Below are 20,652 nucleotides of genomic sequence, written 5' to 3'. Positions count from 1 at the left end.
CGTCAGGCCGCCGGTCTCACGGTGCCGGCCACTTCGGACAACCCGACCACGGTGCCGTCCTCGCCGGGCGCGGTGGCCGTGATCACGACCGTGTCGCCGTCCTCGAGGAAGGTCCGCGAGCTGCCGTCCTTGAGCTCGACCGGCTCCTTGCCGCCCCAGCTGAGCTCCAGGAAGCTGCCCCGCTGGAACTTGTCCGGCCCGGAAACGGTGCCGGAGGCGAACAGGTCGCCGGGCCGCACCGTGGCGCCGTTCACGGTCATGTGGGCCAGCTGCTGCGCGAACGTCCAGGCCATGGTGGCGAACGGCGGACTGGAGACGACGGTGTCGTTCCACGACACCCGCAGCTCCAGGTCCAGCCCCCAGTCCACGTCCTCGACCAGGTACGGGAGCAGCGGGTTGGGCGGCGTCGGCGGCGCGATACGGGCCCGGGACAGCGCCTCCAGCGGCGTGATCCAGGCCCCGACCGACGTGGCGAAGGACTTGGCCAGGAACGGGCCCAGCGGCTGGTACTCCCAGGCCTGGATGTCCCGCGCCGACCAGTCGTTGACCAGCACCACGCCGAAGACGTGCTCGGCCGCTGCCGAGGTGTGGACCTCGCGAGCGACCGGGCCGCCGCACACGAAACCGACCTCGGCCTCGATGTCCAGCCGCACGCTCGGGCCGAACACGGGACCGTGCTCGCCCTTGCGCTGGCCCTTGGGCCGCACGACGTCGCTGCCCGAGACCTGCACCGTGCCGGCCCGGCCGTGGTAGCCGACCGGCAGGTGCGTCCAGTTCGGCAGCAGCGCCGCCCCGTCCGGCCGGAAGATCTTGCCGACGTTCTCGGCGTGGTGCCGGGACGAGTAGAAGTCCACGTAGTCGCCGACCGTGAACGGCAGCCGGGCCGACGCCAGCGGCGCCAGCACGGCCCCCTGCGGCGCCTTGGTCCCCGTGACGAGCTCGAGCAGCCGGGCCCGCAGTTCGCTCCACAGCGGCCGGTTGGCGGCCAGCAATGGGTCGAGGCTGTCGGCGGACACCAGCCCGGCCAGCCGGTCGCCGAAGGACGACGCGATGGGCCGCAGCGGCAGCGCCTGCCCGCCGACCCGTACCGCGACACCCTCGTCGATGACGCCGTAGGGCAGCGTCTGCGGACCGAACGGGTGGTTCCCGGTGAACTCGGGATCGTCGATCCAGCTCACAGCAGCCCCAGCTTCTCCAAGTCGGTGACCGGATCGGTCAGCGAGCAGGAGCCGTAGGACGCGAACACCCCGCGGACCGCGTGCGCGGCCGGATCGGACAGCGCCTTGGCCTCCTCGGCCAGCTTCTCCCCGTCGGTCTCGGCCAGCGCCTCCCGCACGTCCTTGCCGGACAGCGAGCGCGCGGTGGCCACCAGCAGGTTGAGGAAGCCGTGGTGGGTGAACCCGGTCTCCTCCGAGGTGTGCCGGACCGCGTTGTGCAGGCCGGCCGTGGCCTTGAAGGAGACACCGCCGCCGGAGACCACGGACAGGAAGTCCGCGACCTGGTCGACGCTCGGGAAGGCCTCCTGGCTCAGGCCGCCACAGCGCAGCTTGGGCCAGCTGCCGTGCTCGATGACCCGGGCGACGCCGTCCAGCCATTCCGCGCCGCCCCGACGCGGTTCGACCACCCGGATGACGTCCTCGGGCACGAACTCCGAGACCCGTTCCAGCCACACCTCGTCCACGTCCGACGGGGCCGGCATCTCCACCATCCGCAGCGACAGCAGCTCGCTGCGCGACTCGACGATGGACACCGCCTTCGGGACGCCGCCGAGGCCGGTGTCGATGACCAGCGAGATGGCCACCGGCTTGACCGGCTTGACCTTGATCAGCTCGGTGATCAGCTCCGGCAGGCGGGACGCCGGGCACAGGAAAAGGCCCAGCACACCGGCCCATTCGCCGGATCGCCCGTCCAGGTGCCCCCGGACCGCGTCGGCCATCGTCGCGTTGCCCGGCGGGAACAGCGCCGCGTCGTCGACGAGCCTCGCGAGCAGCGGCGGCGTGCCTCGTGGACCGGGCGCACGGAGTTCTACAGCGCTTGACACGGGTGACACGCTAGCGGTGTCACGGCAGCTGAACAAAGATGTCCGACTATCGGACACCCGGAGAGCCCAATGCCTTACTACCGACAGGTCGGCGAGATCCCCCGCAAGCGGCACACCCAGTTCCGCACGCCGGAGGGTGGCCTGTACGCCGAGGAGCTGATGGGAGTCGAGGGTTTCTCGTCGGATTCGGCCCTGCTCTACCACCGGTATCTGCCCACCGCGATCGTCGACGCACAGGTGGTCGACGACCACCGCCAGGCGCCGACGCCGAACCTGCCGTTGAAGCCTCGACACTTCAAGACACCCGACCTGAACTGGGACAACGCCGACGCCGTCACCGGCCGTCGGGTGCTGTTCGGCAACTCCGACGTCGTGATCAACTTCGTCGCCGCGACCGCGCCGAGCCCGCTCTACCGCAACGCCACCGGCGACGAGCTGCTCTACGTGCAGACCGGCGCCGGCATGGTGGAGACGATCTACGGGTCGATCGCTGTCGGCGACGGCGACTACGTGGTGATCCCCACCTCGTGCACCTATCGGGTGGTGCCAACCGCCGGCGAGCCGATGCGCATTCTCGTGTTGGAGGCCACCGGCCACATCGGCCCGCCCAAGCGCTACCTGTCGACCAAGGGCCAGTTCCTGGAGCACTCCCCGTACTGCGAGCGGGACGTCCGCGGCCCGTCCGAGCCGCTGCTGGCCGACGGCGAGGACGTCGACGTGCTGGTCCGGCACCGGGCCGGCGTGACCCGGTTCACCTACGCCAACCACCCGTTCGACGTGGTCGGCTGGGACGGCTGCCTGTACCCGTGGGCGTTCAACATCCGGGACTTCGAGCCGATCACCGGCCGGCTGCACCAGCCGCCGCCGGTGCACCAGACGTTCGAGGGCCCCAACTTCGTGGTCTGCTCGTTCTGCCCGCGCAAGGTGGACTACCACCCGCTGTCGATTCCCGTGCCGTACAACCACGCCAACGTCGACTCGGACGAGCTGATGTTCTACGTCGGCGGCAACTACGAGGCCCGTAAGGGCTCCGGCATCGGCATCGGCTCGCTGTCCCTGCACCCCGCCGGCTGCACGCACGGGCCGCAGCCGGGCGCGGTCGAGGCGTCGCTCGGCGCGGACTTCTTCGACGAGACCGCTGTGATGGTGGACACGTTCCGCCCGCTGGAACTCGGCGAGGCGGCCCAGGCGTGCGAGGACGACGCGTACGCCTGGACCTGGGCCCGCCGTCAGCGGGCCTGAAGCTCCCGGAACCGCACCGCCGCCACCAGCGGATAGCCCGGCAGTCCCACCACGGCCGCTTGGTCGCGGTGTGGGCTGCCGGCCACCCACACGTAGCCCGTGGCGCTGATGTTGGCGATCAGCCACGACGGCGCCAGCCGCGCGCTGACCGGCAGCTGACTCCCGTCCGGCAGGGTCAGCGCCAGCCGTAGCCGGCCGACCAGCCCGGGATTCCCGGTCCAGGACAGCAGTTGCACCGGGTAGGCCTGCCACGGGCCGTTGCGCAGCAGCTTCACCATGCGGTGCTGGTCGCCGCGCCGGAAGAAGCTCGCGATGAAGCCCGCGAGCAGGACGATGACAAAGCCGATCGTCGCCGCGATCCAGCCGTCCATCACCAGCAGCAGATCGAACAGCACACTCGCGCCGAGCAACGTCACGAAGCCGACCCCGAACCACACCAGCAGGGCCGCCTGGGCCGCCGCCAGGCGCGACAGGTCCTCCTCCGTGATCGGCTCGGGCCGGGGCTCGGCCGGCGCCGGCACGACCTTCGCCGGCAGCGGGAACGACACTCCGTCCAGCACCACCGCTGCCACGCCGTCCGCGTTCGGGCCGATCAGCGACATCTCCCGCTGCCTGGCCACCAGCTGCCGGATCGGCCGCCGCACGTTCGTCACCCGCAGGTGCAGCCGTCCCCCGTCAACCGACAGCAGCATCCACGCCTTGTCGCCGCCGACCACCTCGCCGCGCACCCGCACCACCGGCGCACCGTCCATCAGTGACGGCGCCGCCGGCAACCACCAGCCGATCCGCGACCGGAACTGAATCGGAGCCGCCGCCGTCACCGCCGCCAGCACCACGAACAGCACCCCCAGCATGCTGAAACCCCGGTGCAGCAAGAACATCAGCACCGCCAGCACCAGGAACGCGACGATCGGCCGCACCAGCTTGCGGTTGCGCCAGTAGTTCAGGTGCAACTGCACCGCCGGGTCGCTGCCCAGCGCCACGGCCGGCGGCCGCCACATGTCGTTCACGCGAACCTCGCAGCCGTGAGAATCGGATAGCCCGGGATGCCCACCGCGGCGCCCTTGCGGTCACCGGGCAGGCCCACCATCCACAGCGTGCCGGTGGCGCTGATGTTGGCCACCAGCTCGGTCGTGGCGAACTTGATCGACAACCGGTATCCGCTGGCCAGCACCAGCGTCAGCTCACCGACCGGCCGCCGCACCTCGCCCTTCCACGACTCGATGGTCACCGGGTGGGCCTGCCACTGCCCGGCGGCCAGCAGCTTGCGCAGCCGCAGCTGGTCGCTCGGCACGAACAGGAACAGGATCGCGACGACCAGCAGCAGCACCCCGAAACCGCTCGCGTAGAACACCGCGACCTGGGAGTTCGGCGCCAGGGCGATGAATCCGGCCAGCACGACCAGCGCCACCGCGAGCGGGATCCAGTTGAGCCAGGCGATCCGGCGGGCGGCCCAGTTCGGCACCTGGTCCTCGGCGCCGTTGACCGAGACCGGCACGACCGGCTCCGCTTCGGTCGGTTCCGGAGCCGCCACGACCTTGGCCGGCAGCGGCGTCGGCACGCCGTCCAGGAACACCACCGCCTGGCCGTCCGCATCCGGGCCGACCACCGTGATCTCGCCCGTACGGGCGATGACCTGCCGCAGGCCCCAGTTCACCGGCCGCACCTGGAGATGCATCGCCCCGACCGCCAGCACCACCCGTTCGCCCTTGTACGCCACGATCCGCGCCGCCAGCCGTTGCGCCGGAGTGCCGTTGAGCAGGCTCCTCGCCGCCGGCAGCCAGCGGCTGTAGCGGACCTGGTGCCGGATGCCGGCCACCGCCAGCCGGATCGCGTTCAGCCCGAACACCACACCGAAGGCGCTCACGGTGCGCAGGAAGGCCACCAGCACCGCGGCCAGCACCAACGACACGACCAGCCCCGTCACCGCATTGCGGGCTCCCCGTGCGTAGACCTGCATCCGCAGCTCGACCGCCTTGTCCTCGGTCTGCCACGACTCCATCGGCCGCCACACGGCCACCGACAACTGCGCGTTGTCCACCCCTGTTCCCCCTACTTGTCGAACCGGACGACCCCGGCGATGGGATAGTCCGGCACGCCCACACCGAGCGTCATACCGGGAGCGGGTATGCCCGCCACCCACAGCAGCCCCGAGGCTCGCACGTTGGCGAGCAGCTGCACGGACCACACGACCTTGCCGGCCAACTCGGAGCCGTCCGGCAAGGTGACGACAACCGACTGGTCGGGGCCCAATTTCGCCGGGTAGTCGACGAGCGGCGCGCGGAGCAGGCCCGGTGCCTGCAAGCAGGGCACGATGCGCAGCCACTGCCGGCCGGCCAGCACCAGGATCGTCAGCGCGGCGATCACGTACAGCCAGGTCAGCACCTGCGGCTGCGGCGCCAGCTCGGTGCCGATCGAGATGACCATCAGCGCGGTGAACGCCCAGCGCCGGGCGAAACCCCGAGCGGCCGATCGCGCCGAGGACCGAGCCCCCACCTGAGGTTCGCCCCGTGCCGGCCGCTGGCCGGACAGGTGCTGCGCCGGCTCCGCCACCGTCTGACCGAAGTTCGGGTACACCACGGCGTCGCCGAACACGACCGCCTGGCCGGCGGCATTCGGGCCGACCAGCCAGACGTGGTCGGCCAGGCGGACCGTCGGCATGAGAATCGGGAAGCGCAGTGTGTTGCCGTCGATCCTCAACAGCTGACCGCCGAGGTGCTCCGCCTCGATCGAGCGGGCCGGCTCGGTGGCCAGCAGCTCGTCGACCACGGCGCGGTATCGCCCCACCCGGAGCCACTGCGTGATCATGCGCCGGCTGACCAACAGCACCGCCACCGTCGCGAGGCCGGTGCTCACCGGGAGACCGGTGAACAGACAGAGCAGCGCGAGGAAGACCAAGCCCGACCAGGCCCGTGCAAGCCGGTCGCTGTGCTCACGCAGCAGCCGCAGACTCCGCCGCACGTCGGGGTCCCGACCGGCCGGCCGGCCCGTCGGCGGCTGCCAGACGGCAGTCCTCACCCTTGCCACCAATCCCCCTCGGCTGACGCGCTGATTCCTATCAGGGGTGCACTCGCCCGGCCTAACGGCTTCATCCGACTGTGACCTGCGGGAACGGACCGGGGCAAGTGAAGGTCGGTGAAACTGTCGGGGGGTGCCCATATGGTCATTGGCATGGACGTGGAAGCAGTGCTGGCGCAGGCGCCGGACCGCCAGGTGGCGACCGGGGCCAGCAAGCTGGCGGCGCCGGCGAAGTGGCCGGAGCTGGGCCGCGACGACGCCGCGCTGTGGGGGCTGTGCCAGGGCAGCGGCAAGAGCCCGTATCAGGTCTGCGTCGACCTCACGGACCGGGCGACGAAGTGCTCGTGCCCGTCGCGCAAGTTCCCGTGCAAGCACGCGGTGGCCCTACAGTTGTTGCACGTCAACGGTTCCACCCAGGAAGGCAATCAGCCGGAGTGGGTCGGCAACTGGCTGCGGGCCCGGCACACACGGGCCACGGCGGAACGCAAGCCGGCGCAGCCGGGCAAGCGGCGCGAGGAGTCGGTACGGGCGGGCATCGCCGGCCTCACGGACTGGCTGACCGACCTGTCGGCCGGTGGCCTGCACACGTTGCCGTCGCGGGAACAGGCGTGGTGGCAAGGAATCATGGCCCGGATGGTGGATGCGCAGGCGCCCGGCATCGCCTCGGCGATCGGCGAGCTGCGGTCGGTGGTGGGGGCCAACCGCCCGCGCTGGTACGAGGAGGCGACCGACCACATCGGACGGCTCTACCTGCTCACACGCACCGATTTCTCCGACGCGGCAAGGGTTCGGCTCGGCTTCACCACCACGGAGCAAGAAGTGCGGGCCGGCGAGAGCTGGGCCGACGACTGGGTGGTCCTGCTCCGTATGGACAGCGACGACGGCAAGGTACGCACGGTGCGCCAGTGGGCATGGGGGCGTTCCCGCAAGCAGTGGGTGTACACGGCGCGGCACGCGGCCGGCGGCGCGATTCCCGTGCCGGCAATGACTCCTGGGGCGGAATTGACGGCGGTGATGCATCCCTATCCGGGCGGACTGCCGCGGCGGGTGGCGGTCGGCGAGATAACGCGGACCGGTCCGGCCGGCCCGATTCCGGTGGCGGACACGTGGGAGCAGGCGCTGGCGGCGGCCGAGCCGCTGCTGGCCGGCGACCCGTGGCTGCGGCTGGTTCCGTTGTGCGCCAAGGCAACGAAGCCGGCCAGGGACGACCGGTCGCTGTTCCTGGTCGACGTGGTCGACCGTGCCCTGCCGGTACGGGCGGGCGCGTCGCTGGCCCAGGCGCTGGCCCGAACCGGCGGCGCGCCGTTCGACGCGATGGGGCTGTGGGACGGGAATTCCCTTCAGCTGTGCGCAATCGCCGAGCCGGGGGCGTTCCCGGAGGTGGTGTCGTGAACATGGAGCAACGGTGGCAGGACACCGTGCAACAGCTGCTCGTCGGGACGCGCCGAGGCAACGTCGACCGGGACACGCTGCTGACCGACTGCGCGGCGCTGGGCGTGGCCCGGTTCGGCGCGCGGCTGCCGATGACGCCGGCCGATTTGACGCCAATTTCCCTTGCACCGCCGGAGAATGCGCAGCTGGCCGGTGATTCGGCGCGCACCGTGCTGGCCCAGGTTTTGGGCTGGGACGACGAAGCCCTGCTGACGGAGTGGTGCGCGGCGGCCAGCCGGGCCAAGGTCGTTGCGACGCATGCCCAGTTGCCGCAGTTGCTGGCGCTGGGCGGGGGGCGTCCGACGCTGCGACCGGCGATCCGGCTCGTGTTGGGGGCGCGCGGCCGGTGGCTGGCGCAGTTGAGCAAGGACTGGTCGTGGGCGATCGGCGTCGACGAGCAGGAGCCGTACGACCCGGATGCGCCGGCCGGCAGGCGGCTGACCGCGCTGCGGCTGTGGCGGCGGACCGACCAGGGGGCGGTCCGAGCACTGATCGCGGAGCGGTTCCCGGAAGAGCGCCGGGCGACCGATCGGCAGCTGCTGATCAACGCGCTCGAGGTCGGCCTGTCCATCGAGGACGAGCCGATCCTCGAGGCCGCGTTGGACGACCGGGCCGCCGGCGTGCACGACCTGGCGTTGCGGCTGCTGCGCAAGCTGCCGGGAACGGCGTTGGCGCAGCGGGCCGAGCGCCGGCTCTGGGACGGCCTGCGCGACGCCGACGTGATCCCGGACGGACGGTTCGAGCTGGAGCCGGACGAGGCCGAGAAGCGGGACCTGCTGCACGACGGCAACACCGAGATCGGCATCGCCGGCCGACTGCGCGCCGCCGCGGCGTCGGTGCCACCGGAGTTCTGGGAGCTGGACCAGGTGATGGCCAGCCCATGGGCCAAGCCGCTGCTGCAAGGCATCGCCGATGCGCTACCGCTGGCGGCCGACCCGGTGCCGTGGGCGCTGGCGGCGTCCGAGGTGCTGACCGGCATGGCGCTGCTGGACGCGATCGACTCGCTGCCGGCACGCACAGCCTCCGAAGTGCTGGTCGCCGTGTCGCACGACTGGAAGTACGACCTGCTCGACCACGGCTGCTCGCAACTGCCGGGGCCGTGGTCGGCCGGCACCACCGAGGCGCTGCTGGAACGCTTCGTCGTCGCCGTCACGCCCGGGTGGCGCACCGGGCGGCCGCCGCCCGTACTGCTGACCAGAGGCGATGTCGGCGTATTGACCGCGCAATGGCCACGGATCGCCGAACGCTGGCCGGAACACACCAACGAACAAGCCGTGCTGCACCTGCGCGTCCAACTGCGGGACGCGTTCGATCGAAAGGGCGATCAGTGACTTCCGAAACCGTGCTGCGGCCGTCTGCCGAGCAGCAGTACGCCGCCGAGCTGCAAGCGCTGGCGGCGGTTGACGACCGCCCGAAGCCGCCGATGTGGAAGCTGTCGCCGCAGGCCGTGGTCCGCTACGTGCTCGGCGGCGAGCTGCCCGACGGCACCGCCATCACCCCGAAGTACGTTGGCGACCGGCGGATCGTCGAGGTCGCCGTGGCCACGCTGGCCACCGACCGCGCGCTGCTGCTGGTCGGCGTGCCCGGCACCGCGAAGTCGTGGCTGTCCGAGCACCTGGCCGCGGCCGTCAGCGGCGACTCCACGCTCGTCGTGCAGGGCACGGCCGGCACGAGTGAGGAATCCGTCCGCTACGGCTGGAACTACGCCCGGCTGATCGCGGAAGGGCCGAGCGAGGCGGCGTTGGTGCCCAGCCCGGTGCTGCGGGCCATGAAGACCGGGGCCATCGCCCGGGTCGAGGAGCTCACCCGGATGCCGTCCGAGGTGCAGGACTCGCTGATCACCGTGCTTTCCGAGAAGGCATTGCCGGTGCCGGAGCTGAACTTCCAGGTTCAGGCCGTGCCCGGCTTCTCGATCATCGCCACGGCCAACGACCGGGACCGTGGCGTGAACCAGATGTCCTCGGCGCTGGCCCGCCGGTTCAACACCGTGGTGCTGCCCCCGCCGGCCAGCGAGGACGCCGAGGTGGAGATCGTCTCCAGCCGGGCCGCCCAGCTCGGGCGGGCGCTCCAGCTGCCGGCCGAGCCGCCGGCCCTGGAGGAGGTGCGCCGGGTGGTGCGGGTGTTCCGCGAGCTGCGCAATGGGTCCACGGTGGACGGTCGCACTCAGCTCAAGAAGCCGAGCGGCAGCCTGTCCACGGCCGAGGCGATCTCCGTGATCACCAGCGGCATGGCGCTCGCGGCGCACTTCGGTGACGGCAACCTCGGGGCCGACGAGCTGGCCTCCGGGCTGCTCGGCGCCGTGGTCAAGGACCGCGTGTCGGACACCGCCGCCTGGCAGGAATACCTGGAGGCCGTGGTCAAGGAGCGGCCGGAGTGGCGCGACCTGTACCGCGCCTGCCAGGACCACGACCTGGCCGGTTACGCCTGATGCCCAAGCTCCCCGACCGCGTCACGCTGCTCGGCATCCGCCACCACGGGCCGGGATCGGCGCGGATGGTGGCCGCCGCGCTGGCGGCCGTCGAGCCGGCGCTGGTGCTCGTGGAGGGGCCGCCGGAGGCCGACGGGCTGGTCGCGCACGTGAGCGGGCTGACCCCGCCGGTCGCGCTGCTGCTGCACGACGAGGCCGATCCGGCGACGGCCGCGTTCTGGCCGTTCGCCGGCTTCTCGCCGGAGTGGCAGGCGCTGCGCTGGGCCGACGAGAACGCCGTCCCGCTGCGGTTCTTCGACCTGGCCGCGGCGGCGACGCTGGGCGAGGACGACGAGCCGGACCGGGTGGCCATCGACCCGCTGGGTCTGCTGGCTGAGGCCGCCGGCTTCGACGACCCGGAACGCTGGTGGGAGGACGTCGTCGAGCACCACGCGGCGGCCGATCCGATCGGGCTGGCACAGGCCGTCGCCGAGGCAATGACCGCGCTGCGGGAGGAGTTCGCCGACCACGTCGGCCAGCGCACGTTGCGTCGCGAGGCGGCGATGCGGCAGGCGATCCGCAAGGGGCTCAAGGAGGTCGACGGCCCGATCGTGGTCGTCTGCGGTGCCTGGCACGTGCCGGCGCTGCTGGACCTGCCCACGGTGGGGGCGGATACCGCGCTGCTCAAAGGCCTGCCGAAGAAGAAGATCAGCGGCACCTGGGTGCCGTGGAGCCACGGCCGGCTGGCGAACGCCGCCGGGTACGGCGCCGGCATCGCCTCCCCCGGCTGGTACGCGCATCTGTGGGAGACCGCGGCCGCCGGCGACGCGGTGCCGCGCTGGTTCGCCCGCGCATGCCAGGTGTTGCGTGACGAAGATCTGCCGGCGTCCACGGCCAGCGCCGTCGAGGCCGTACGGCTGGCCGACGCGTTGGCGGCCATGCGAGGCCGGCCGTCGCCCGGGTTGGCCGAGGTCAGCGAGGCGACGCTGGCCGTGCTGTGCGGCGGTGACGACACGCCGCTGCGGATCGTGCACGAGAAGCTGGTGGTCGGCGAGGAACTGGGCATGGTCGGCGAGGGCGTGCCGCGCTCGCCGCTGGCCGCGGATCTCGAACGCCTGCAACGACGTCTGCGGCTGCCGGCGGCCGCGATCGAGAAGCAGTTCCGGCTCGACCTCCGTAAGGACATGGACCGCGAGCGGTCGAAGTTGTTGCGGCGCTTGAATGTGCTGGACGTGCCGTGGGGCGAGCACGACCACACCAACAGCACCGGCACCTTCGCCGAGGCGTGGCGGGTGCGCTGGGATCCGAGCCTCGCAGTCGCCGTGGCGGCCGCCGCGCGGCACGGCACGACCGTGGAAGCCGCAGCTGAGCAGGTTTTGCGTCAGCGCGCCGAGGACGCCGACCGTGTGGCCAAGGCCGCCACAGTGTTGGAGCAGTCGGTCTTCTGCGAGTCGCCGGCCGCCGTGGCCGCTGCCCGTCGAGCCCTCGACCGGTGCGCCGCCGCCGCGACCGACGCCGCCGAGTTGTTGCAGGCCTTGCCCTCCCTGGCCAGCACAGTGCGCTACGGCTCCGTACGCGGCACCGATCCCGAGCTGCTGCGATCCGCGCTGCACGGCCTGCTGGCCCGTGGCGCGGTCGGGCTGCCGTTGGCCTGCCGCAACGTGGACGACGACACCGCCGACCAGCTGGTGGCCGCCCTCGACGCCGCCCAGGACGCCGCCGGCCTGGCCGCCGACGACGATCACCGGGCGGTGTGGCGGGACGCGCTGATCCGGCTGGTCGGGCTGGCCGACGCACACGGTCTGCCGGCCGGTCGGGCGACTCGGCTGCTGTGGGAATCCGGCGACCTGGATACAGATTCCGTGGCCGCCCGACTGCATCGAGCGGTGTCCGCCCAGCTTTCCCGCGCAGAGTCTTCGACCTCCGGTGCGACGGCCTTCGTGGCCGGCTTCCTGCGCGGCTCGGCCGCACTGCTGGCCGCCGACGACCGGATGTTCGCGCTGATCGACACCTGGCTCACCGGCCTGTCGCCCGAGGCGTTCGCGGACGCGTTGCCGCTGCTACGGCGCGCGGTCGGCGACTTCAGCTCGGCCGAGCGCCGCACCCTCGGCGACCGCGTGATGGCCGGCGGCAGCCGGACCGTGGTGGTGCCAACCGGAGACTGGGACGAGGACCGGGCCGAGCGCCTGGCCGCCCACGTCCGCGACCTGATCGGAGCATCGGCGTGAGCGACGAACGGCAACGGCGGTGGCGGCTGCTGCTCGGCGGCGCGGCCGGTGAGATGGGCGGTCTGGGCGCGGACGATGAGCGTCGGGACGGGGCGCTGACCGCGCTCTACGGCGGCGGTGACGGTGGTAGCGGCGACGGCAAGCGCACTGCCGGCTTGGGCAACAGTAACCCGGTCCTGCACCGCTGGCTCGGCGACGTCCGCACGTACTTCCCGACCTCCGTGGTGCAGGTGATGCAGCGCGACGCCGTGGAGCGGCTCGGCCTGAACAAGCTGCTGCTGGAGCCGGAACTGCTGTCGACGGTCGAGCCGGACGTGCGACTGGTCGGCACGCTCGTCTCGCTGTCCAAGGCAATTCCCGCCCGTACCAGGGAAACCGCGCGGGCCGTCGTGCGCAAGGTGGTCGAGGAGGTCGAGCGCAAGCTGGCCGACCGGCTGCTGGCCGCCGTGCACGGGGCGATCGACCGGTCGCGGCGCACCCGTCGCCCTCGTCTGTCCGATGTGGACTGGGCCACGACCATCAGGGCCAACCTGAAGAACTACCAGCCGGCGCAGAAGACGGTGGTGGTCGGCGACCTGATCGGCCGTCAGCGGCGGTCGCGCACCGCCTCGCTGCGGGACGTGGTGCTGCTGGTCGACCAGTCCGGCTCGATGGCCGAGTCGGTGGTCTACTCCGCGGTGTTCGGCGCGGTGCTGGCCTCGATCCGCGCCGTGGACACCAAGCTGGTGGTGTTCGACACCGAGGTAGTCGACCTGACCGAGACCCTGGACGACCCGGTGGACGTGCTGTTCTCCACCCAGCTCGGCGGCGGCACCGACATCAACCGGGCCGTGGCCTACGGCCAGTCGCTGATCAAGCGGCCGGCCGACTCGGTGATGGTGCTGATCAGCGACCTGTTCGAGGGCGGCGTGGCCGGCGAGCTGCTGCGCCGGGTGCGGGAGCTGGTGGCCAGCGGTGTGACCGTGGTGGTGCTGCTGGCGCTGTCCGACAGCGGTGCGCCGGCCTACGACCACGAGCTGGCCGCGCGGCTGTCCGAACTGGGCGCGCCGGCCTTCGCCTGTACTCCGGACAGGTTCCCCGACCTGCTGGCGGCTGCGCTGCGGCGGGACGACGTGGCAGCCTGGGCGGAGGAAGCGGGCATGGCGGTCGGTAGATGACCTGGTCAGGGACACTCGAACGAGTCCTTCCCAAGACCGGCCGACAGAGGTTAGGGTGACCTAACTTGGAGGTGAGCGATGAGCCAGGCCACGTACCGGCCGCCGGCGCCCACCGCGGCGGAGCGGGCAAGGACGATCGCCGCGCGCGGGGGCCGGGCCGCGGTGCTGCCCGGGGCCGACGAGGCGTCGGCCCCGGCGTCCCGGACCGTGCCGATGCTGCACCACGTGCATGCGAACGGGGTCGCCACGTTCCTGTTCCGTGACAACGATCCGCTGGTCGGGCTGGCCGCGCAGGCCCCGCGCGGCGAGCTGACCGGCATGCTCGAACTGGCCGACACCGCGCCCGTGCCGCTGCGCGAGCCGGTGCGCGGTCTGCTCTGGATCACCGGTTGGCTGCGGGCTCTGGACGGCGAGGAGGCCCGGGCCGCCGTCCTCGAGGTCGTCGAGGCCAAGCCCGATCCGCGCCTGCTGGACGCCGGCCACGGCGCCACCGTGCTCCGGCTGACGCCGGCCTCGATGGTCGTCGCCGACGCCGAAGGCACCAGTTCGGTTCGGCCGAGCGAGTTCGGCGAGGCCCAGCCCGACCCGTTCCACCAGCAGGAAGATCAGTGGCTGCGGCACCTGGAGCTGTCCCACCGGGACGTCGTCGAGCTGCTCAGCCGACACCTGCCCGAGCACCTGCGCGGCGGCCACGTCCGCCCGCTCGGCCTGGACCGGCTCGGCCTGCGGCTGCGCGTGGAGGCCGTCGAAGGTGATCACGACGTCCGGATCGCCTTCGCGCACCCGGTCAGCACGCCCACGGAGCTGTCCGGCGAGCTGCGACGCCTGATGGGCTGCCCGTTCTTGACACAGGCCCAGCGGGGGTAACGGGTAGCGTCCGCCGGCATGGCGAGTGTTGTGCGCAGCTGGCTGGCCCCGGCGCGGGTCACGGACGCGATCACCGATCCGACGGAGCGGCGCGGCTACACCTGGGAACTGCTGATCGTCTTCAGCGCGACGCTGGGGCTTTCCGGGATCCGCAGCCTGATCTCGTTGCTCAACTCGCTGCTCCAAACCGCGCCGCTGAACAAGCAGAGCGTGGCGCTGAACGTCAAGCAGGCGTCGATCGACCTGCTGGACCTGCTGGCCCAGCTGGCCGGGATCCTGCAACTGCTGGCCTGGGGCGCACTCGGCGCGTACCTGCTGTGGCGGGCCGGCATCGGGCCGCGACTGGTCGGACTCGACCGGACCCGGCCGGGCAAGGACCTGCTGGCCGGCTGCGGCCTGGCCGCGCTGATCGGCATCCCCGGACTGGGGTTCTACTTCCTGACCAGGGCCATCGGCATCAACCTGAACGTGGTGCCGTCGGCGCTGGGCGACACCTGGTGGCGGGTGCCGGTGCTGATCCTGTCGGCCTTCGGCAACGCGTGGGCCGAGGAGTCGCTGGTCGTCGGCTACCTGATCACGCGGCTGCGCCGGTTCGGCTGGGGCGAGAACACCTCGCTGGTCACCGCGGCCGTGCTGCGCGGGTCGTACCACCTGTACCAGGGCTTCGGCGGCTTCCTCGGCAACATCGTGCTGGGGCTGGTGTTCGGCCGGGTGTGGCAGCGGTTCAACCGGCTGTGGGCGCTGGTGATCGCGCACACCATCCTCGACATCTTCTCCTTCGTCGGCTACGCCCTCCTGAAGGGTGTCATCCCCGGATTGTGACGACAACAGATCGCTGCTCGAATGGCACTTTTGTTTAACGAACCGTTGCTCAGAACGTCATTCTGTTTCTGAAATCGCCGTAATACCCGGTTGAGGGGCGACAAATCCACTGTCGCCTGGTTACCCTCGAAGCCGTGACCTCAGACATCAGTTCTGCCACGGACTCGCCCGCGCCGAGGGTCGACAGCGAGGTCGGGCCGCTGCGCACGGTGCTGCTGCACCGGCCCGGCCTGGAACTGAAGCGGCTGACCCCGCGCAACAACGACCAGCTGCTGTTCGACGGCATCCCCTGGGTCGGCCGGGCCCAGGAGGAGCACGACGCGTTCGCCGAGACGCTGCGCTCCCGCGGCGTCGAGGTGCTGCTGCTGGCCGACCTGCTGCGGACCTCGCTGGACGACCAGCGGGCCCGCGCCGCCGGCATCTACGCCGCCGTCGACGAGCGGCAGCTCGGCATCGACCTGGCCGACGCGCTGCGGTCGCACCTGACCACGCTCGGCCCGGACGACCTGGCTACCGTGCTGATGGCCGGCATGACGTTCGAGGAGCTGCCGGCGGCTGAGGGCGCTTCGCTGGTGCGGCACATGCACCAGCCGCACGACTTCGCCATCGCACCGCTGCCTAACCTGCTGTTCACCCGCGACTCCTCGGCCTGGGTCGCCGACCGGGTCGCCGTGTCGTCGCTGGTGATGCCGGCCCGTCGCCGTGAATCCTCGATCACCGACCTGATCTACGCGTACCACCCGCGCTTCGCCAAGACCTCCCGGGCGTACGGCGCACACTCTGCCCCGTTGGAGGGCGGCGACGTGCTGCTGCTGTCCCAGGGCGTGTTGGCCATCGGGGTCGGCGAGCGCACCACCCCGGCCGGCGCCGAGTCGTTCGCCCGCTCGGTGTTCCTGGACGGTCTCGCGCACACCGTGCTGGCCGTGCCGATCGCGCAGGAGCGCGCCACCATGCACCTGGACACCGTGTGCACCATGGTCGACCGGGACGCCGTGGTCATGTACCCGGCCATCCGCGACTCGTTGTCCGCCTTCACGTTGCGGCCCGACGGCGCCGGTGGCGTCAGCGTGGACGGGCCGTCGCCGTTCCTGGAAGCGGCCGCCGCGGCGATGGGCATCGAGCGGCTACGGGTGATCGACACCGGTCTCGACGCCGTGACCGCGGAACGCGAGCAGTGGGACGACGGCAACAACACCCTGGCCGTCGCGCCCGGCGTTGTCGTCGCTTATGAGCGAAATGTGGAAACCAATGTGCGGCTCGAGGAGGCCGGCATCGAGGTGCTCCGGATCAGCGGCTCCGAGCTGGGCTCCGGCCGCGGCGGCCCGCGCTGCATGTCGTGCCCGGTGCTGCGGGACGCGTTGTAGGAATTAGCGCTGCAAATGGAGTAACTCCAGGGCCAGAATGGATTTCGTACGACATTCAACGCCCTGGGGAGTCCATTGTGGAGTATCGAAGGCTTGGCGGCAGCGGTTGCTCGGTGTCGGCGCTCGCGCTCGGCACCATGACCTTCGGCCGCGAGACCGACGAGGACGGCTCGTTCGCGCAGCTCGACGCGTTCGCGGCCGAGGGCGGGACGCTGCTGGACACCGCGGACGTGTACTCCGGCGGCGTCTCCGAGACGATCGTCGGCAAGTGGCTGGCCGCGCGGCCGACCGAGGTCACCGACCGGATGGTGGTCGCGACCAAGGGCCGGTTCCCGACCGACCCCGCCGACCCCAACGCCGTCGGGCTGTCCCGACGGCACCTGGACCAGGCGCTGACCGCGTCCCTGCGCCGGCTCGGCGTCGACACGATCGACCTGTACCAGGTGCATGCCTGGGATCCGTTGACTCCGATCGCCGAGACGCTGGAGTTTCTCGACGGCGCCGTCCGGTCCGGCAAGATCCGTTACTACGGGCTGTCCAACTTCCTCGGCTGGCAGGTGCAGAAGGCCGTCGACGTGGCTGATGCCCGCGGTCTCATCCGGCCCGTCACGCTTCAGCCGCAGTACAACCTGCTCAGCCGGGAGATCGAGTGGGAGATCGTGCCGGCCTGTGAGTCCACCGACCTCGGGCTGCTGCCTTGGTCGCCGCTGGCCGGCGGCGTGCTGACCGGCAAGTACCAGCGGGACGCCGAGGCACCGGCCGATACGCGGCTGGCCAACACCACCACCCGCAGCTTCTTCGCCCAGCGCAACGCCGCGCAACGGACTTGGGACATCATCGAGACCGTGCGGGCCGTCGCCGCCGAGCGGGAGATCAGTCCCGCGCAGGTCGCGTTGGCCTGGGTGAAGGGCCGTCCGCAGGTCACCTCCGTGATCATCGGCGCTCGTACCCAGGCCCAGTTCGCCGACAACCTGGCTGCCGCCGATCTCGTGCTGACCGAGAAGGAGATGGAGCAGCTCGACACCGCCAGCGCGCTGGCGGTCGACTACCCGTACGGCGGCATGGCGCTGCTACAGCGCAGCCGTCAGATCGAGGGCGGTTGGGGTCCCGGCTGGACGCGCTGATTTTCGTTGCCCCGGTTGGCTTCAGCGGGCCAGCCGGGGCAGCAGCGCCGAGGCCACCCCGATGCCCAGCACCGCCGTGCCCACCAGCACCCCGAAGTCCAGCACCAGGTTCGCCGGCGTGCCCAGCAGCAGTCCCCGCAGCGCGTCGACCTCGTAGCTCAGCGGGTTGATGTGGTTGAGCACCTGGAGCCAGGTCGGCATCAGGTCCACCGGGTAGAGCGCGTTCGAGGCGAAGAACAGCGGCATCGTGATCGCCTGGCCGATGCCCATCAGCCGCTCGCGGCTCATCACGATGCCCGCGATCGTGATCGACAGGCAGCAGAAGAACGCCGCCCCCAGCACCACGATCAGCAGCACTCCCATCAGCTTCAGCGGGTTCGCCGTCAGCGCCACCCCGAGGATCGCCGACAGCGCCAGCACCACCACCGCTTGCGCGATCGCCCTGATCCCTGCCGCGAACGCCTTGCCCGCGATCAGCGCCGGCCTCGGCGTCGGCGTCACCATCAGCTTCGACAGCACCCCCGCGTCCCGCTCCCAGATGATCTGGATCCCGTAGAAGATCGAGACGAACAGCGCCGACTGCGCCAGAATCCCCGGCGCCAGATAGTCCAGGTAGGGCAGGTTCCCCGTCGGGATCACCCGCAGCCGCGTGAACGTCTCCCCGAAGATCAGTAGCCACAGCGCCGGCTGGATCGCCCTGGTGACCAGCTCCGTCCGGTCGTGCCGCAGTTTCTGCAGCTCCACCAGGCACATCGTGCCGATCCGCCGCCCCAGCAACGCCGGTGTTGCCGCCATGGACGTCATCGCCATCCTGGTCTCCCCTCGTGGTTGCTAGCCCAGCCTTCGCGCGGTGCGGCGGGTCGCGCGGATCTCCCGCAGCCCCTTGGCGCCATCGCCATCGAGGTCGCCACCGGTGCTGGCGCGGAACACGTCGTCCAGGGTGGCGTCCGGCCCGAGCGCCGCCCGCAGCTCGGCCGGCGTGCCCATGTCCGTGAGCTTTCCCTTGTGCATCAAGGCGATCCGGTCGCAGAACTCGTCCGCCTCGGCCATGTAGTGCGTGGTCACCAGCACCGTCATGCCGGTCTCCGCGCGCACCTGCTGGATTCGTTCCCAGACGCCGGCGCGGGCGATCGGGTCCAGTCCGATCGTCGGCTCGTCCAGCACCAGCAGCCGCGGGGCGCTGACCAGGGCCTGGGCCAACTCCAGCCGTCGGATCATGCCGCCCGAGTACGTGCCCGCCTGCCGCTCCGCCACGTCCAGCAGCCCGACCGCGTCCAGCGCGCCGTCCACTTTGGACTGCCGTTCCCTTCTCGGCACGTCGAACAGCCGCGCGAACAGCGCCACGTTCTCCCGGCCGGTCAGCGTCGCATCGGCCGAAAGCTGTTGCGGCACATAGCCGATCAGCCGGCGCACCGCCATCGTGCCGTGGGCGACGTCCCGGCCGAACACTGTGATCCGTCCCGGCGGCGACGGCAGCAGCGTCGTGATCATCCGGATCGTCGTCGTCTTGCCGGCGCCGTTCGGGCCCAGCAGCCCGAACACCTCGCCCGCCCGCACGTCCAGGTCCACGCCGTCGACCGCTTTCGTGTCCCCGAAGGCGTGCCGAACGTCCGTGCAGCTCACCGCCAGTTCCGTCATGCGCCCGTCCCTTCTCCGCCCAGTTCGTCCAGCAGCTTTCGCAGCGCCGGCAGGGCTTTCTCGATCGCCGCCCGCTCCCTGGCGTTCAGTTCCTTGAGCGCCCCTTCCACCAGCTTCGTGCGATCTTCCCGCCACTTCGCCTGCCGCTTCACCGCCTTCGGCGTCAGATACAGCCTCGCCGCCCGCCGGTCGTCCGGGTCCGTCTCCCGCCGCAGCAACTCCTTGTCGATCAGCTGATTCACCAGCGTGCTCACCGTGTTCCCGGCCAGATGCAGCTCCTTGGCCGCCGCCGCCACCCCGATCCCCGGGTTCCCGCGCACCACCCGCAGCAGCTCCGTATGCGCCCCCGCAACCTCGGCTCCGGCCGCCCCACCTCCATCCGCCGGCGCACCACCCGCTTCAGCCCCATCACCGTGGTCATCAGCTCATCAGCGATCACCACCTCAATCTACCTCTCATTCAGAGCCACTCTGACTAAGAGTTTCCTGACGACCTTGAGCAAATTCACTCGAACGTGTTGGCGATTCCTGGCCGCTACGCTCGTGGGTTCAGCAACAAGGGGACCAGGTGGAGATCTACGCACACATCGACGAGACAGGAACCCGACTGCCCGACGGCAACCGGCTGTACGGACTGGCCGCCGTACTGACAGAAGGAACCGACCACGCGCTCGTAGCCGCAACGGTAAGGAGCCTGCTCCTGCCGGGACAACGCTGGCTCCACCACTATGACGAGACCCGCGACCGTCGAACCAAGATCGCCGAGTCGCTCGCGCCGTTACCGTTGATCGGCACGATCTTCATGACCACCCCGACCGACCGGACCCGCCAGGAGCAAGCGCGTGCGCGGCTGCTGGTTGAGCTGCTGCCTCACCTGCAACACACCGAGCACGCGACCCACGTGATCATGGAGTCGCGCCAGGCCGGTGATCGGCACGACCGGCGCGTTCGCGATCGCTTGCGTCGCTCGCATCGAATCGATGCGGCGATGCCGGTCGACCACAAGGTGAAGGACGCCGATCCCTGTCTCTGGGTCGCAGACTTCGTCGCAGGCGCCTACATCGCGGCACACCACCATGACGAACCGGAGCCGTGGGCGATCCTCTGTGCTGCGCATGTGATCGAGGTCCGAAACGTGCCCGAATAGCGCGAAACCCGGGCGCCCACGACAACGCGGGATACCCGGGTCCACTTCCGGACGCGTCCGCGGACCGCCCGGCTCCGAACACAGCATAGCAGTGAGAGGTCGGCCGACGTGCGGCTCGATCGAGTGATCAAGGGCTGAACAGCGCGAACCCTGGCCTGCTTCGACTC

General features: G+C 70.9%; 19 protein-coding genes. 11 read left to right on the top strand and 8 right to left on the bottom strand.

Annotation, left to right across the window (positions count from 1 at the left end):
* Positions 1–2: 2 nt before the first annotated feature.
* Both fahA and M3Q35_RS34660 read right to left on the bottom strand, forming a co-directional pair.
* Positions 3–1,178: a fumarylacetoacetase gene (fahA, locus tag M3Q35_RS34665; RefSeq protein WP_273936743.1), complete on the bottom strand. Its 1,176-nt coding sequence runs from the start codon at positions 1,176–1,178 to the stop codon at positions 3–5.
* Complete coding sequence (locus tag M3Q35_RS34660; RefSeq protein WP_273936741.1) at positions 1,175–2,041, bottom strand: hypothetical protein; 867 nt, start codon at positions 2,039–2,041, stop codon at positions 1,175–1,177. The genes fahA and M3Q35_RS34660 overlap by 4 nt, the downstream gene beginning before the upstream one ends.
* Positions 2,042–2,110: 69 nt before the next feature.
* Between M3Q35_RS34660 and M3Q35_RS34655 the strand changes: the two genes are divergently transcribed.
* Positions 2,111–3,283, top strand: a complete 1,173-nt coding sequence (locus tag M3Q35_RS34655) for a homogentisate 1,2-dioxygenase (RefSeq protein ID WP_273936740.1) — start codon at positions 2,111–2,113, stop codon at positions 3,281–3,283.
* On the opposite strand, the gene M3Q35_RS34650 is transcribed toward M3Q35_RS34655, so the two are convergent.
* Genes M3Q35_RS34650 through M3Q35_RS34640 form a run of 3 tightly spaced genes read right to left on the bottom strand, consistent with a single transcriptional unit; the run spans position 3,271 to position 6,301 of the window.
* Entirely contained in the window at positions 3,271–4,293 is a 1,023-nt protein-coding gene (locus tag M3Q35_RS34650) for a hypothetical protein (RefSeq protein ID WP_273936739.1), read from the bottom strand. The genes M3Q35_RS34655 and M3Q35_RS34650 overlap by 13 nt on opposite strands.
* On the bottom strand, positions 4,290–5,324 hold the full coding sequence (locus M3Q35_RS34645; RefSeq protein ID WP_273936738.1) for a hypothetical protein: 1,035 nt from the start codon (positions 5,322–5,324) through the stop codon (positions 4,290–4,292). The genes M3Q35_RS34650 and M3Q35_RS34645 overlap by 4 nt, the downstream gene beginning before the upstream one ends.
* A gap of 11 nt (positions 5,325–5,335) precedes the next feature.
* Positions 5,336–6,301, bottom strand: a complete 966-nt coding sequence (locus tag M3Q35_RS34640) for a hypothetical protein (protein ID WP_273936736.1) — start codon at positions 6,299–6,301, stop codon at positions 5,336–5,338.
* Between the two features lie 153 nt (positions 6,302–6,454).
* Here M3Q35_RS34640 and M3Q35_RS34635 point away from each other — a divergent pair, with 153 nt between their 5' ends.
* From M3Q35_RS34635 to M3Q35_RS34595, 9 genes are all read left to right on the top strand, one after another.
* Positions 6,455–7,693, top strand: coding sequence for an SWIM zinc finger family protein (locus M3Q35_RS34635; RefSeq protein ID WP_273936735.1), 1,239 nt, complete (start codon positions 6,455–6,457; stop codon positions 7,691–7,693).
* 2 nt (positions 7,694–7,695) lie between these two features.
* The gene (locus tag M3Q35_RS34630) at positions 7,696–9,063 is read left to right on the top strand and encodes a DUF5691 domain-containing protein (RefSeq protein WP_273944575.1); all 1,368 of its coding nucleotides are present in this window, start codon (positions 7,696–7,698) and stop codon (positions 9,061–9,063) included.
* Entirely contained in the window at positions 9,060–10,160 is a 1,101-nt protein-coding gene (locus M3Q35_RS34625) for an ATP-binding protein (protein ID WP_273936734.1), read from the top strand. The genes M3Q35_RS34630 and M3Q35_RS34625 overlap by 4 nt, the downstream gene beginning before the upstream one ends.
* Positions 10,160–12,367: a DUF5682 family protein gene (locus tag M3Q35_RS34620; protein WP_273936733.1), complete on the top strand. Its 2,208-nt coding sequence runs from the start codon at positions 10,160–10,162 to the stop codon at positions 12,365–12,367. Before M3Q35_RS34625 ends, M3Q35_RS34620 begins: the two co-directional genes overlap by 1 nt.
* Complete coding sequence (locus tag M3Q35_RS34615) at positions 12,364–13,524, top strand: vWA domain-containing protein (protein WP_273936732.1); 1,161 nt, start codon at positions 12,364–12,366, stop codon at positions 13,522–13,524. Before M3Q35_RS34620 ends, M3Q35_RS34615 begins: the two co-directional genes overlap by 4 nt.
* A gap of 78 nt (positions 13,525–13,602) precedes the next feature.
* The gene (locus M3Q35_RS34610) at positions 13,603–14,391 is read left to right on the top strand and encodes a DUF2470 domain-containing protein (protein ID WP_273936731.1); all 789 of its coding nucleotides are present in this window, start codon (positions 13,603–13,605) and stop codon (positions 14,389–14,391) included.
* 18 nt (positions 14,392–14,409) lie between these two features.
* Positions 14,410–15,213: a CPBP family intramembrane glutamic endopeptidase gene (locus tag M3Q35_RS34605; RefSeq protein ID WP_273936730.1), complete on the top strand. Its 804-nt coding sequence runs from the start codon at positions 14,410–14,412 to the stop codon at positions 15,211–15,213.
* A 134-nt stretch (positions 15,214–15,347) separates the two neighbouring features.
* Positions 15,348–16,577 carry an arginine deiminase gene (locus M3Q35_RS34600; protein ID WP_273936729.1) on the top strand — a complete coding sequence of 410 codons (1,230 nt, stop codon included), beginning with the start codon at positions 15,348–15,350 and terminating at the stop codon, positions 16,575–16,577.
* A gap of 77 nt (positions 16,578–16,654) precedes the next feature.
* On the top strand, positions 16,655–17,701 hold the full coding sequence (locus M3Q35_RS34595; protein WP_273936728.1) for an aldo/keto reductase: 1,047 nt from the start codon (positions 16,655–16,657) through the stop codon (positions 17,699–17,701).
* Positions 17,702–17,722: 21 nt separating this feature from the next.
* Here M3Q35_RS34595 and M3Q35_RS34590 read toward each other — a convergent pair whose 3' ends face one another.
* The 3 genes from M3Q35_RS34590 to M3Q35_RS34580 are packed head-to-tail and all read right to left on the bottom strand — an operon-like array spanning position 17,723 to position 19,662.
* Positions 17,723–18,511, bottom strand: a complete 789-nt coding sequence (locus tag M3Q35_RS34590) for an ABC transporter permease (RefSeq protein WP_273936727.1) — start codon at positions 18,509–18,511, stop codon at positions 17,723–17,725.
* A gap of 21 nt (positions 18,512–18,532) precedes the next feature.
* Positions 18,533–19,339 (bottom strand): ABC transporter ATP-binding protein, encoded by an 807-nt coding sequence (locus M3Q35_RS34585; protein WP_273936726.1) that lies wholly within the window; start codon positions 19,337–19,339, stop codon positions 18,533–18,535.
* Positions 19,336–19,662, bottom strand: coding sequence for a MarR family winged helix-turn-helix transcriptional regulator (locus tag M3Q35_RS34580; RefSeq protein WP_273936725.1), 327 nt, complete (start codon positions 19,660–19,662; stop codon positions 19,336–19,338). Before M3Q35_RS34580 ends, M3Q35_RS34585 begins: the two co-directional genes overlap by 4 nt.
* Before the next feature lie 244 nt (positions 19,663–19,906).
* Between M3Q35_RS34580 and M3Q35_RS34575 the strand changes: the two genes are divergently transcribed.
* Positions 19,907–20,485 carry a hypothetical protein gene (locus tag M3Q35_RS34575; RefSeq protein ID WP_273936724.1) on the top strand — a complete coding sequence of 193 codons (579 nt, stop codon included), beginning with the start codon at positions 19,907–19,909 and terminating at the stop codon, positions 20,483–20,485.
* Positions 20,486–20,652 lie beyond the last annotated feature (167 nt).

The sequence above is a fragment of the Kutzneria chonburiensis genome (assembly GCF_028622115.1).
Taxonomy (GTDB): Bacteria; Actinomycetota; Actinomycetes; order Mycobacteriales; family Pseudonocardiaceae; genus Kutzneria; species Kutzneria chonburiensis.
This window is presented reverse-complemented; position numbering and strand designations above follow the sequence as displayed.

Bases quoted from the DNA above. Each gene is read 5' to 3' on its own strand.
- M3Q35_RS34635 (WP_273936735.1), top strand. From the start codon at position 6,455: ATGGACGTGGAAGCAGTGCTGGCGCAGGCGCCGGACCGCCAGGTGGCG.
- M3Q35_RS34590 (WP_273936727.1), bottom strand. From the start codon at position 18,511: ATGGCGATGACGTCCATGGCGGCAACACCGGCGTTGCTGGGGCGGCGG.
- M3Q35_RS34655 (WP_273936740.1), top strand. From the start codon at position 2,111: ATGCCTTACTACCGACAGGTCGGCGAGATCCCCCGCAAGCGGCACACC.
- M3Q35_RS34610 (WP_273936731.1), top strand. From the start codon at position 13,603: ATGAGCCAGGCCACGTACCGGCCGCCGGCGCCCACCGCGGCGGAGCGG.
- M3Q35_RS34605 (WP_273936730.1), top strand. From the start codon at position 14,410: ATGGCGAGTGTTGTGCGCAGCTGGCTGGCCCCGGCGCGGGTCACGGAC.
- M3Q35_RS34585 (WP_273936726.1), bottom strand. From the start codon at position 19,339: ATGACGGAACTGGCGGTGAGCTGCACGGACGTTCGGCACGCCTTCGGG.
- M3Q35_RS34630 (WP_273944575.1), top strand. From the start codon at position 7,696: ATGGAGCAACGGTGGCAGGACACCGTGCAACAGCTGCTCGTCGGGACG.
- M3Q35_RS34620 (WP_273936733.1), top strand. From the start codon at position 10,160: ATGCCCAAGCTCCCCGACCGCGTCACGCTGCTCGGCATCCGCCACCAC.